Source organism: Paraburkholderia sediminicola, assembly GCF_046027355.1.
Classification (GTDB): domain Bacteria; phylum Pseudomonadota; class Gammaproteobacteria; order Burkholderiales; family Burkholderiaceae; genus Paraburkholderia; species Paraburkholderia sediminicola_B.
On record NZ_JAQQEK010000002.1, the window covers coordinates 488,500 to 501,249 of the forward strand.

A 12,750-nucleotide genomic window follows, 5' to 3' on the forward strand; every position below is an offset into this window, starting at 1 on the left:
GATGGAAACCATCGATCACGTACTGATTGTCGACGACGACCGCGGCATCCGCGAATTGCTGGCAGGTTATCTCGAGAAGAACGGCATGCGCGTGTCGCTCGCGGCGAATGGGCGCCAGATGCGCGCGGCGCTGGAGCAGGGCGCGCCCGATCTGATCGTGCTGGATCTGATGATGCCCGGCGAGGACGGTCTGGTGCTGTGCCGCGAGCTGCGAGCCGGCAAATTCCGCGCGGTGCCGGTATTGATGCTGACGGCCCGCAACGAGGAGGCCGACCGTATCGTCGGCCTGGAGATGGGCGCGGACGACTACCTGCCCAAGCCCTTCGCCGTGCGCGAGCTGCTCGCGCGCATTCGCGCCGTGCTGCGCCGCGCCCGCATGCTGCCACCCGGCATGCAGGTGACGGAATCCGCGCCGATGCTGGCCTTCGGCGACTGGCGCCTCGACACCACCGCGCGCCATCTGCTCGACGCCGAAGGCACCATGGTGGCATTGAGCGGCGCCGAGTACCGCTTGCTGCGCGTATTTCTCGACAATCCGCAGCGGGTGCTGACGCGCGACCAGCTCCTCAACCTCACGCAGGGCCGTCAGGCCGATCAGTTCGACCGTTCGATCGATCTGATGGTGAGCCGTCTGCGTCAACGGTTGCGCGATGTCGCGCGCGAGCCGCGTTACATCAAGACGCTGCGCAGCGAGGGGTATGTGTTTTCCGCGGCGGTGACCGCCATCGAGGATCCGCAATGAACCGCTGGTCCTGGCTGCACTGGCCGCGCACGCTGTTCGCGCGGCTCGCGCTGATTCTTTTCGTCGGCCTCGCGCTGGCGCAGACGCTGTCGTTCTGGCTCACGCTGACCGAGCGCGACCAGACCATGACCAACGTGATGATGGGTTACATCGAGCGCGAAGTGAGCAGCTCGGTGGCGCTGCTCGATCATTTGCCGCCGAACGAACGCGCGCAGTGGCTGCCGCGGCTCGCACGCCGCAGCTACGAGTTCATCCTGGGTCCGGGCATTGCCGGCAGCCCGATCGATGCGCATCTGTCCGAGCGTGTCGCGCAATCCATCGCGGACGGCATCGGCAGGCACTATCCGCTGACGGTGAATGCCGTCCCCGGCGACAAGGAGCGCCTGCAGGTTCATCTGCAACTGAGCGACGGCACGCCGCTGACGATCGATATGCGTCCCATGTCGGGCGCGCCGCTGTCGCGCTGGCTGCCGCTCGTGCTGGCGTTGCAACTGGCGGTGCTGGTCGCGTGCTGCTGGCTGGCGGTGCGGGTCGCCACGCGGCCGTTGCATCAACTGGCGCTCGCCGCCGATACGCTCGGTCCCGACCTGAAGGCGGCGCGCCTGCCGGAGGACGGACCGTCTGAAGTATCGCGCGCCGCGCGCGCCTTCAACGCGATGCAGGACCGCATTGCCACCTACATGACCGAACGCATGCAGATTCTGGCGTCGATTTCGCACGATCTGCAAACACCGATCACGCGGATGCGCCTGCGCGTCGACGTCATGGACGACGATGCACAGGGCGCGAAGCTGCGCCAGGATCTGCAGGAAATGGAAAGCCTGGTGAAGGAGGGCGTGACGTACGCGCGCACGCTGCACGGCGCGACCGAAGTCCCTTGCCGCGTCGATCCCGACGCGCTGCTCGACAGCCTCGTCTGCGACTATGTCGACGCCGGCCAGGCGGTCAGCCTGGAAGGACGGCTTGGCGATTCGCTGGTGACGCGCCCGCAGGCATTGCGCCGCATACTCGGCAACCTGGTGGACAACGCGCTGAAGTTCAGCGGCGCTGCCGAGATCACGGCCGCCACTTTGCCCAGCGGAGAGACAGCGATCGCCGTGCTCGACCGCGGCCCCGGCATACCGGCCGAGTCGCTGGAAGCGGTGTTCGAGCCGTTCTACCGCCTCGAGGCGTCACGCAATCGCGATACGGGTGGCACTGGGCTGGGGCTCGCCATCGCGCGACAACTTGCGATGGCGATGGACGCGACACTCACACTGCACAACCGTCCCGGCGGCGGTCTGGAAGCGCGGTTGATGCTGAGGAATCTGCGCAAAACCTAATTGCCCTCGTCGCTGGCCGCCAGGTGCTCACAGCCCGGTTTCACCTGTTGAGCGCCAGATATTGATGCAGCGACTGGATCGCGGCCGCTCCCTCGCCGACGGCGGCCGCAACGCGCTTCACCGAGCCGCTGCGCACGTCGCCTACAGCAAAGATGCCGGGCCGGCTCGTCTCCAGGTAATGAGGAGGGCGGTCCGACGACCACTGCGGAATCGCATCGGGACCGGTGAGCACGAAGCCGTGTTTGTCGAGTGCGACGCAATCGCCGAGCCAGCCAGTACTCGGTTGCGCGCCAAGAAACAGGAACACATGGCGGATCGGCTTCTCCTCGATGTGGCCTTGACGGTCCCACTTGATCGATTCGAGTTGGGCCTCCCCGTTCAGTTCGACGATCTGCGTGCGCACATGAACGCTGATGTTCGCCGCCGCTTCGATCCGTCTGATCAGGTAGTTCGACATGCTCGCGCTGAGTCCGTCGCCGCGAATCGCGATATGCACGTGACGCGCGAATCCCGACAGGAACACCGCGGCCTGGCCGGCGGAATTCCCGCCGCCGACGATGACCAGTTCCTGATTGTGGCAGAACGCGGCCTCCATGAAGGTCGCGCTGTAATAGATGCCGCTTCCCTCGAATTCCTCGAGGCGCGGCAGCAGCGGTTTCCGATAGCGCGCGCCGGTCGCGATGACGACCGCGCTGGCATACACATGCTCGTTGTAATTGAGGCGCAGGTGAAAGGGCGGCGCGTTCTCACATTCGATGCCGAGCACTTCGATGGGCACGCCGACTTCCGCGCCGAACTTGCGGCATTGGGACAATCCGCGGCCGGCAAGCGCTTGCCCCGAGATGCCGGTCGGGAATCCAAAGTAATTTTCGATCTTCGAACTGGTGCCGGCCTGGCCGCCGGGCGCCTTGGTGTCGACCACCGCGACTCTCAGTCCTTCCGAGGCCGCGTACACCGCGGCCGCAAGACCTCCCGGTCCGGCGCCGACCACGACCACGTCGAACCGTTCGCCGTTCAGCCGGTCGGGGCTCAGGCCGATCGCGTCGGCCACCGCGCGGTTGGTCGGCTGCTTGAGCACGTTGCCTTGCAGGGTGACGATCACGGGTATATCGGCTTCGGTTGCGTCGTAACGCTCGAGCAACCCCTTGGCTTCCTCGTGCTCGACGATATCGAAGTAGGCGAAAGGCTGCGCGTTGCGGCTCAGGAAATGCCGCAGTACGAGCGTGCTCCACGAAGCCGAACTGCCGATCACCAGAAGACCGCCGTGCTGATCCTGAATGAACGCGACGCGCCGCAGGATATAGGCGCGCATGATCGTTTCGCTCAACTCCGCTTCCGCGACGACGAGCGCCCGCAGCGATTCCTCGTCGATCACGATCACTTCGCAATCGCTGATGGCGCGGGCCGTCGCTACCGCGCCGCGGCCCGCGAGCGTTCCCACTTCGCCGGTGAAGCAACCGGGGCCGTGCGTGCCCAGAACGTGGTGCTTGTCGCCGGCGCCTCGGGTCGCCTCGATCGCGCCGGAGACGACGGTGAACATGGGAATGTGCCGGTCGCCTTCGGTGAACAGGATATCGCCTGCCTTCAGCCGGCGCCGTTCGCCGTATCGTTCCAGCACCGCAAACTGACGTTCATCGAGCGTTGGAAAAATCTGATGGTGGCGGCTGCCGCCGGGCACCAGGTCTTCACGTCTGCTTGACGACTTATTGCTCATGGGGCGTTCCGAATGGAGGGCGCGTGCTGCGCGCCGTGGTGAGCTTGCTGCCGGATGCCGCATCGGCGCGAACGGTCTGAATGACCGGAGAAGACGGTGGACCGTCCTATTCGCAGAGATTGTGCGCCTGAGATCAGCCGTCGGTAAAGTGCGAAAAAGAGGGGTGTTCCGCTTGCTGGTGCGCGGCCTATTTCCATTTACATGCACGCTGCATGGTTTAACTGCTGCGCCATGAGCCTATCTTCATACCAATCACCGGCTTTTCATATCTGGGGAGTTACATTGTCGAGAAATGATTGTTCGGAGAGCATCACTCATGGTCAAGCACCGCATCCGTGCCGCGCTCCTGTGCGCGGCGATCGTCATGTTCGCGCACACCTGTTACGCGCAATACAGCACTGACTGGCTGGGCAATACGTTCGGCACACTCGCCGCGCACGTGGGCAACACCGCGCGCTCGCTGTGGGTCGCGCCGGAAGGCGTGATCTACACGGCTTCGTTGTGGGACGAGAACGAGGGCGGCGTGGCGATCTATCAGAACGGCCAGAGCCTCGGCTCGATCGGCACGCACGCCGACTTCCAGGGCAGCGCCATTACCGGCAATGCCACGTCGATCTTCGCAGCGTTGCAATACAACAGGTCGTTCGGCAGCGGCTCGGTGGGACGCTACAACCGCGCCACGCAGACGCGCGACCTGATCATCCCCGTCAGCGTGTGGACCTCGATACCGCATGCCGATGTCATCACCGGGCTCGCTACCGCGGGCTCATTGCTGTATGCGAGCGACTTCTACGGCAATCGCGTGCGCGTCTTCACGACCGACGGCGTCTGGCAACAGGACATCAAGGTATCGAGTCCCGGCGCGCTGGCGCTGGATAGCGCCGGCAATCTGTGGGTCGCGCAGCAGAGCGCGGCCTCGATCGTCGAGTTCAGTCCGACTGGCGCGCAGCTGAACACCATCCAGATGCCGGCGACGTCGCGGCCGTCGGCGCTGTATTTCAATGCCGCGTCCGGGCAACTCATGGTCGGCGACCAGGGGCCGGACATGAACATCAAGCGCTACACGATCGCGGGCACGCCGACGCTCGCCGGCACATTCGGCATTCAGGGCGGCTATCTCGACACCACCAGCGGTATCAAAGGGCAGGTGGGCGATAAGCGCTTCACACGCGTGGTCGGCATCGGCAAGGATGCCGCCGGCAACCTGTACGTGCTCAACAATCCGTGGGGCGGCGGCTGGGATCTCGGGCGCAACGGCGCCACCGACCTTCACGCCTACGACAGCGCAGGCAACCTCGAGTGGAAGCTGCAGTCGCTCAACTTCGAGGCGGTCGCGGCCCCGGACCCATCGACCGACGGTGCCTACTTCTACAGCGGCACGCACATTTACACCGGCACGGCGGGCGGCACCTTCGTCGCGAACACGGTCGATCCGTTCACGTATCCGTCCGATCCGCGCCTGAACATGAACGACACGCAGCGCAACGAACACTTCGGCCAACTCGTCACGGTCGGCGGAAACCGGATTCTGGTGGCGTCCGGACAGAACCCGGGCAGCTTCTACTTTTTTCATTTCAATCCGGCGAGCGGCTACATTGCGATTCCGGACGCGTCGATTCCGGGGGCGGCGTTCAATACGAACCTGCAGGTCACGGGCGGTTTCAGCATCGATAGCAGGGGCGACGTGTGGGCCGGTCTGGACCGGACGAATCACATCTACCACTATCCGCTCACCGGCTTCGACGGCAACGGCAAACCGACCTGGGGACGGGCGGTCACGATCTCCATTCCGCAGAGCATCCGGCCGCTCACGCGCATCCTCTACCTCGCGGAGAGCGACACCATGATCCTCGCGCAAGGTATTGCCGGAAGCTGGGACTGGACCGCCATGCAGTCGCGGATCGAGGTCTATCATGGCTGGAGCGCGGGCAACACCACGCGGCCCGATCCGGTGATCACGCTCACCAGCGCCAATCCCAAGTCGATCACGGCGGCGGGCAATTATCTGTTCGTCGGCTACGTGCACACGGTGCCCAATATCGACGCCTTCAATCTCACCACTGGCCAGCTCGTCACCACGCTGATCAACTCGAATCCGGGCGCCGTGGATGTCGGCAACGACGTCGATTCGATGTACGGCCTGCGTGCGTATCTCAGAGCCGCGGGCGAGTATGTGATCACGAAAGACAACTACAACGGTTCGAGCATGGTGGTGTATCGCTGGACGCCGTGACGGCCGCGCTCGGCTATGACACACCCTATCGGATAAGATACGGCCCGCGCCGCAATTTTCCGAACAAGGAGTGGTTTCAATGATTCAACCGGGCAACGTATTCAAGGACAACCTCGCGCAGATGCCGGGCATCGACGGTATCGCGCGTATCGATCTGGTGGACGGCAAGGGCGTCGTGGTGGCCAGCATCGAGAACAAGCCGGGCAAGCAGGGTTCGCTCGCGGTGTACAACTATCTGAAGCAGACGTTCGGCACGCTCGACGCCAAAGCGGCCGAACACGGCCTCGTCGTGTTCGCCGAGCACACCGCCGATGCGCGCAATCGGCCGGGCGCGCACCCCAACGTCGACATCCTGCTCGCGATCGCGGCGGGTGGGGAAGCGTTGCGGATCGACGTCGTCGCCGCGGGCTGAAGTGAGTTGTTTATCATCGGCGTGGCGCCGGCGGGTGAATCGATCCGCTCGGCCGCGCTGTATTGAGGAAACGACGCCGGCTGCATGCCGGCGTCGTCCAACAGCACACGTTCAGTTCAGCCAGCCCTTGATCGCCTCGGACATCGTGGCGGTCGAAATGCCGTAACGGTCGTGCAATGTCGGCAGCGCGCCGGCATCGAGGAACGCATCGGGCAGGCCCACTTGCCGGAAGTGGCAGGACACGCCCGCGCGCATCAGTTCCGCGGCGACCGCCTCGCCCAGACCGCCGATCACCGTGTGATTCTCGGCCACCACCACGAGCCGCCCGGAGCGCTTCGCTTCGCGCACGATCGTTTCCGTGTCGAGCGGTTTGATCGTCGGCACATGCAGCACGGCTACGCCGATCCGATCGTTCTCCAATGCCTTCGCCACTTCGAGTGCGCGCATCGTCATGATGCCGGACGAGATGACCAGCACTTCCGCGCCGTCGCGCAGCAGCTTCGCCTTGCCGAGTTCGAACGTGTAGTCGTATTCGTCGAGCACCGCCGGAACGTTGCCGCGCAGCAGGCGCGCATAGACGGGGCCCTTATGCGCGGCGATCGCGGGCACCATCTGCTCGATGTCGAGCGCGTCGCAGGGATCGATCACGGTCATGTTCGGCATGGCGCGCATCAGGGCGAGATCTTCCGCGGCCTGGTGACTCGGACCGTAGCCGGTTGTCAGGCCCGGCAGCGCGCAGATGATTTTCACGTCGAGATTGTCTTCGGCGATTGTTTGATGCATGAAGTCGTACGCGCGGCGCGTGGCGAAAACCGCGTAGGTCGTGACAAACGGCTGCGCGCCTTCATGCGCGAATCCCGATGCCGCGCCCATCAGCAATTGCTCGGCCATGCCCATCTGATAGAAGCGCTCCGGAAATTCCTTGGCGAAGATATGCAGGTCGGTGTATTTGCCGAGGTCGGCCGTCATGCCGATCACGTTCTGCTTTTGCCGCGCCAGTTCCACCAGCGCGTGGCCGAACGGCGCGGAACGTGTGACCTGTCCTTCGCTCGCGATCGACGCAATCATCGCGGAGGTCTTCAGGCGCGGCTTGCTCGTGGTTGCGTTGCTCATGCTTGTCTCCCTACTTCGAGTGCTTGCAGCGCCAATTGCCATTCATGGGCTTCGACGCGGATAAAGTGGTTCTTCTCGCGTTGTTCGAGGAAGGGCACGCCGCAACCCATGCGCGTGTCGGCGATGATGATGCGCGGTTGCGCTTCAGGATGTGCGCGGGCCGCATCGAACGCGGCGGCCACGGCGGCGATATCGTTGCCGTCCACGCGCTGCGTGAACCAGCCGAACGCTTCCAGTTTTTCGAGGAGCGGCTCGAACGCCATGATCTGCGTCGACGGACCATCGGCCTGCTGGTTGTTCACGTCGACCACGGCGATCAGGTTGTCGAGCTTCCAGTGACTCGCGGACATCAAGCCTTCCCAGATCGCGCCTTCGTCCAGTTCGCCATCGGAAAACAGCGTGTACACGAAAGACTTCGAACCTTTGCGCTTCAGGCCGAGGCAGCGGCCTACCGCGATGGTCAAGCCCTGACCGAGCGAGCCGCCGGACATCTCCATGCCGGGCGTGTAGCTCGCCATGCCGGACATGGGCAACCGGCTGTCGTCGCTGCCGTAGGTTTCGAGCTCTTCAGCGGGCAGAATGCCGGCTTCGAACAACGCCGCATACAGTGCGATCGCGTAATGCCCGTTCGAGAGGAGAAAGCGGTCGCGCTCTTCCCAATCGGGATCTTCCGGCCGGTAGCGCATGGCCCCGAAGTAAGCGACAGCGAGAACATCGGCGATGTCGAGCGCCTGACCGATATAACCCTGGCCCTGGACCTCACCCATCAACAATGCGTTTCTACGGATACGGTATGCGTGTTCGGCAAGGGTTGCCGTCGGCACGCGTTCTGGACTGTTCATGTTGTCTCCTGTGATCAGTCGTAAAGAGTAAGAAGGGTTCAGCGGTTCACGGACCTCGCGGGCACCAGAAACACGAGGCAAGCGCCGAGCGTGACGGCCACCGAGATAAAGATCAGCCCGGCGGTCGATTTGCCTGTCAGGTCGTTGAGCCAGCCGACGATCGCCGGCGAAAAGAAGCCCGCGAGATTGGCGACGCAGTTCACCGCCGCGATCCCGGCCGCGGCCGACATGCCGCCGAGCAACGCGGTCGGCAACGACCAGAACTGCGACGAGGACGCGAGAATGCCGGCGGCAGCAACGCTCAGACAGACGATGGAGGCCGGCACACTGCCGATTGCCGGCAGCACGATGAAACCCGCGGCGGCGATCAACATCGGAATCGCCAGATGCAGTCGGCGTTCGCGATGACGGTCCGCGCTCATGCCGACCAACGGCAGCGCGATGATGGCGCACAGATAAGGAATCGCGGTGAACACGCCAATCCACAGCGGATCAGCGACGCCGGATTTGCGGATGATGGTCGGGAGCCAGAACGTCAGCCCATATTGGCCGAGCACCACGCAGAAATAGATTGCCGCCATCAGCCACAAGCGACGGTCGCCGATGAACGACTTGACCGAGACGTGGGCGATCTTATGCGCGTTGTCGCCGGCCACATTGCGGGCGAGCAGTGTCTTTTCGGAGTCCGTCAGCCACTTCGCTTTGGCGATGCCGTCGTCGAGATAGAGCAGGATCGCGATGCCGAGCACGAGCGAGGGCAGTGCTTCCAGCAGGAACAGCCATTTCCAGCCGGCCATGTTCATCGCGCCTTGCAGCGAATGCATGATCCAGCCCGACAGCGGGCCGCCGATAATGCCGGCCAGCGGAATCGCCATGAAGAACAGCGACAGCGCCTTGGCGCGGCGCGCGGCCGGAAACCAGTAGGTCAGATAGAGAATCACACCTGGCGCGAAACCGGCCTCGGCGACACCGAGCATGAAACGCAGCACGTAGAAGGCCGTAGGCGATTTCACGAAGACGAAGCACGCGGAGATCACCGCCCACGTCAGCATGATCCGCGCGAGCCACTTGCGCGCGCCGACACGATGCAGCACCAGGTTGCTCGGCACCTCGAAGAGGAAATAGCCGAGAAAGAAAATCCCTGCGCCCATGCCATATACGGTTTCGCTGAAGCGCAAGTCGTTGAGCATCTGCAGCTTCGCGAAGCCGACGTTGACCCGGTCGAGGTAAGCGCCGAGATAACACAGCATCAGGAATGGGATCAGGCGGCGGCTGACTTTCGCGTAGGTTTTCGACTCGAAGCTCGTCGAGTCCGCCTGGTTCGGTATGTCGGCGGCAATGGATGCCGCGGGGTATTTCGATTTCATGTTTGTCTCCTTCCGTGCCCCGGGTAGGCCCGGGTGCCTGGCACGCAGCCGCTCACGGCGCGCGGCGTCGCGTCAATGAATGAGCATGCCGCCGTTCACGTCGAGCGTGATGCCCGTGAGATAGGTCGACAGGTCGCTGACGAGGAACAGGCATGCGTTCGCCACGTCGCTCGCCTCGCCGAGCCGGCCGAGCGGAATGCCCTTGATGATGTCGGCGCGCATTTCCGTGGTGAGCTTGTCGCCGGTAATGTCGGTCTGGATCAGACCAGGTGTGATCGAGTTCACGCGAATGCTATCGCCGCCGAACTCGCGGGCCATCGCACGCGCGAGACCGAGCACGCCGGCTTTCGCCGCGCTGTAGTGCGGGCCGCCGAAAATGCCGCCGCCGCGTTGCGCGGAGACCGACGACATGCAGACGATGCTGCCGCTTTTCTGTTCCTTCATGGCCGGCAGCACGGCTTGCGACATATAGAGCGTGCCGCGCAGATTAACGTCGACGATCGCGTTGAAGTTTTCGGACGTGATGTCCAGCGTACGCACCGGCTGCGTGATGCCGGCGTTGTTGATGAGGCCGTCGATGCGGCCATAGCGATCGAGTGTCGCTTTGGCGGCTGAGACGCACGCGTCTTTGTCGGTGACGTCGCAGGCGAGGCCCAGATGCGCGTCGCCGAGATCGGCGGCGGCACGCTGCGCATCTTCTTCGCGCAGATCGAGAATGACGATGCGCGCGCCTTGAGCTGCGAGTGCCTTGGCGGTTGCCTTGCCGATTCCGCGCGGTGAGGCGGCGCCGGTCACGATGACGACTTTGTTCTCGAGCAGCATGGTTGTCTCCTGAGTGTTGATGTGATGGCCGAAGTGTCTACCGCGCGGCCGGTCGCATCAACGACGTACTGCTCAACTATGTTTGAGAAATTTTCAGGTGACGTGCTGGGGGAGCGTATGCGCCGCATGGTGCGACGCGGCAATCACATGCTCAAGTGTGTGTTGGAAAACCCTGCAAAAACCGACGCCGATCTCAGGCCTTGCGCTCCATGCGCCCGACCTCGCGCTCGATCCACGCGATAAAGCGCGTGACGCGCGGCAGTTCGGCGTTTTGCGGCGGATAGACCAGATGATGCGCGCCGACTTCCACGGCGTGGGTGTCGTCGAATACCGGCACGAGCGCGCCTTCCTTGATCCGAACCGAGGCGAGCATCACGCTTTCGAGCGCGATGCCGAGGCCGAGCGCCGCCGTCTCCAACGACATGTACGACCGGTCGAAGGAAAAGTCGAAGGTCTTATGGGCGGCCGACACGCCGGTGCGCCCGAACCACTGCTTCCACTGCACGAGCGGCGTCTCCGAGTAGATCAGCCGATGTTGCAGCAGATCTTCAGGCGTTTTGACCGGATTGTTCTCCAGATATTTCGGCGACGCGAGCGGCGCGATGTATTCGCCGCGCAGCGTTCGAACTTCCAGATCTCGCCAATTCGCGTAGCCGTGGCGCAGGTCGATGTCGTAATAGCCGCTGGTAAACGAGACGTCCTCGTATGAGCAGGCGAGATTCAACTGGATATCGCCATTGGCCTCCTGAAACGACGCGAGCCGCGGCAGCAGCCACATGAGCCCGAAGCTCGGGCTGGAATGCACCCGCAAGATATCGACGTCGGTGCGGCTCGACGCGCGTTCGGTCGCGCGGCTCAGATCCGCCAGTGATCCCGTCACATCGGACAGGTAACGCTCGCCGGTCGGCGTGAGGACGAGTCCACGGCCCGAACGATAGAAGAGCGGCTGGCCGATTACCGACTCGAGATTGCTGATCTGATGACTGACCGCCGACGCGGTCAGTCCGAGTTCTTCGGAGGCGCGGTTGACGCTTTTCGTTCTGGCCACACTCTCGAACGCGACGATGGCTTTGACCGGTGGAATGCGCATAGTGAAATTTTTTTCAGATGCAGTTGAATGAAACCGCCTTGTTCGCACGCCATTCGCACTGCCATTCTGTCGACAAGCCGCGCAGCGAGGGATGCATGAAGTCCTCTCGATACTGAACCGGCAGTTTCACTGCCGCGGAGCGGCTAATCATAAACATAGGTTGCGCAGTGCAACAACTGTGCAGGAGACAGTAATGGATTATCCGACTTTCCCGGTGAGCGCGCGATCAGCCGACGCTCACACGCAGCGCTCTCGTCCTGTTCGCTCCCATATCGAGTAAAGGCATTCACTGGTTAGCGCCTATGCGGCGTACTGGTGAACGTCGTACTACGCACTCGCAAAACATACGTGGTGCGCGGAAAACGCGAAAGGAGAAAGGACATGGCTGAGCAGCGTTACTTGTTGACGGCGCGCGCAATCGTTAAATCTGCCTATCATCGACCCGCATCATGACCTGTACGATCTGAAGACCGGCAACTATCCGTGGTTGCAGGGGCCGATGCTCGAGCGCGTGTTCGGTGACTATTCGGCCATTCGCAAGGACTATCTGATCGGCGATTTTCTTGCCGACATCAAGATCCGGTGAAGACGTTTATCGACAGCCCGCATCTGATGAGCGATCCGCAATGGCGGCGCGGTTATGCGCTGCTAAAGGAGCACGACTTGTCGTTCGATCTACAGCTCTACTACACGCAGATGGAAGAGGCGCTCGCGCTAGCGCGCGACTTCCCCGATACGCCGATGGTGCTCAACCACACCGGCATGCCGGTCGACCGCGAGCCCGAAGAGATCGAAGCATGGAAAAAGAGCATGACCTTGCTCGCTTCAGCGGACAACGTGTTCTGCAAGATCTCCGGTCTGGGCATGGGCGACTGGAAGTGGACCGTGGACAGCATTCGTCCATTCGTCCTGCACGCGATCGAAGCATTCGGCGTGGAGCGCTGCATGTTCGCGAGCAACTTTCCGGTCGACAAGCTGTTCAGCAGTTACGACGACGTGTTCAACGCGTTCAAGGAGATTACCCGAGACTTCTCCGCGCACGACAGGGCTGCGCTGTTTCATGACAACGCGGAGCGGGTGTACAGGTTGTGAT

Annotated in this window: 10 protein-coding genes and 1 pseudogene; 5 read left to right on the top strand and 6 right to left on the bottom strand. The window is 63.0% G+C overall.

Features of this window, described 5'->3' with window-relative positions:
* Position 1 precedes the first annotated feature (1 nt).
* Together PQR42_RS05460 and PQR42_RS05465 are read left to right on the top strand one after the other, a co-directional pair.
* Positions 2-742, top strand: a complete 741-nt coding sequence (locus PQR42_RS05460; protein ID WP_408216698.1) for a response regulator — start codon at positions 2-4, stop codon at positions 740-742.
* Positions 739-2,064, top strand: a complete 1,326-nt coding sequence (locus PQR42_RS05465; RefSeq protein WP_408382909.1) for a sensor histidine kinase — start codon at positions 739-741, stop codon at positions 2,062-2,064. Before PQR42_RS05460 ends, PQR42_RS05465 begins: the two co-directional genes overlap by 4 nt.
* 40 nt (positions 2,065-2,104) lie before the next feature.
* On the opposite strand, the gene PQR42_RS05470 is transcribed toward PQR42_RS05465, so the two are convergent.
* A complete protein-coding gene (locus PQR42_RS05470) occupies positions 2,105-3,778 on the bottom strand; it encodes an FAD-dependent oxidoreductase (protein ID WP_408216693.1) in 1,674 nt (557 codons plus the stop codon).
* Positions 3,779-4,094: 316 nt separating this feature from the next.
* On the opposite strand from PQR42_RS05470, the gene PQR42_RS05475 reads away from it, so the two are divergent.
* Both PQR42_RS05475 and PQR42_RS05480 read left to right on the top strand, forming a co-directional pair.
* Positions 4,095-6,011, top strand: coding sequence for an SMP-30/gluconolactonase/LRE family protein (locus tag PQR42_RS05475; protein ID WP_408382911.1), 1,917 nt, complete (start codon positions 4,095-4,097; stop codon positions 6,009-6,011).
* A gap of 79 nt (positions 6,012-6,090) precedes the next feature.
* Positions 6,091-6,423, top strand: a complete 333-nt coding sequence (locus PQR42_RS05480) for a DUF2322 family protein (RefSeq protein ID WP_408216688.1) — start codon at positions 6,091-6,093, stop codon at positions 6,421-6,423.
* 111 nt (positions 6,424-6,534) lie between these two features.
* On the opposite strand, the gene PQR42_RS05485 is transcribed toward PQR42_RS05480, so the two are convergent.
* The 5 genes from PQR42_RS05485 to PQR42_RS05505 form a co-directional block, all read right to left on the bottom strand.
* The gene (locus PQR42_RS05485) at positions 6,535-7,536 is read right to left on the bottom strand and encodes a transketolase family protein (RefSeq protein WP_408382913.1); all 1,002 of its coding nucleotides are present in this window, start codon (positions 7,534-7,536) and stop codon (positions 6,535-6,537) included.
* Entirely contained in the window at positions 7,533-8,378 is an 846-nt protein-coding gene (locus PQR42_RS05490; RefSeq protein WP_408382915.1) for a transketolase, read from the bottom strand. Before PQR42_RS05490 ends, PQR42_RS05485 begins: the two co-directional genes overlap by 4 nt.
* 38 nt (positions 8,379-8,416) lie before the next feature.
* Positions 8,417-9,745: an MFS transporter gene (locus PQR42_RS05495; RefSeq protein ID WP_408382917.1), complete on the bottom strand. Its 1,329-nt coding sequence runs from the start codon at positions 9,743-9,745 to the stop codon at positions 8,417-8,419.
* Positions 9,746-9,817: 72 nt separating this feature from the next.
* Positions 9,818-10,567 carry an SDR family NAD(P)-dependent oxidoreductase gene (locus PQR42_RS05500; protein WP_408216677.1) on the bottom strand — a complete coding sequence of 250 codons (750 nt, stop codon included), beginning with the start codon at positions 10,565-10,567 and terminating at the stop codon, positions 9,818-9,820.
* Positions 10,568-10,760: 193 nt separating this feature from the next.
* Positions 10,761-11,657 carry a LysR substrate-binding domain-containing protein gene (locus PQR42_RS05505; protein ID WP_408382919.1) on the bottom strand — a complete coding sequence of 299 codons (897 nt, stop codon included), beginning with the start codon at positions 11,655-11,657 and terminating at the stop codon, positions 10,761-10,763.
* 427 nt (positions 11,658-12,084) lie between these two features.
* Between PQR42_RS05505 and PQR42_RS05510 the strand changes: the two are divergent.
* Positions 12,085-12,749: pseudogene (locus PQR42_RS05510) on the top strand (amidohydrolase family protein).
* Position 12,750 lies beyond the last annotated feature (1 nt).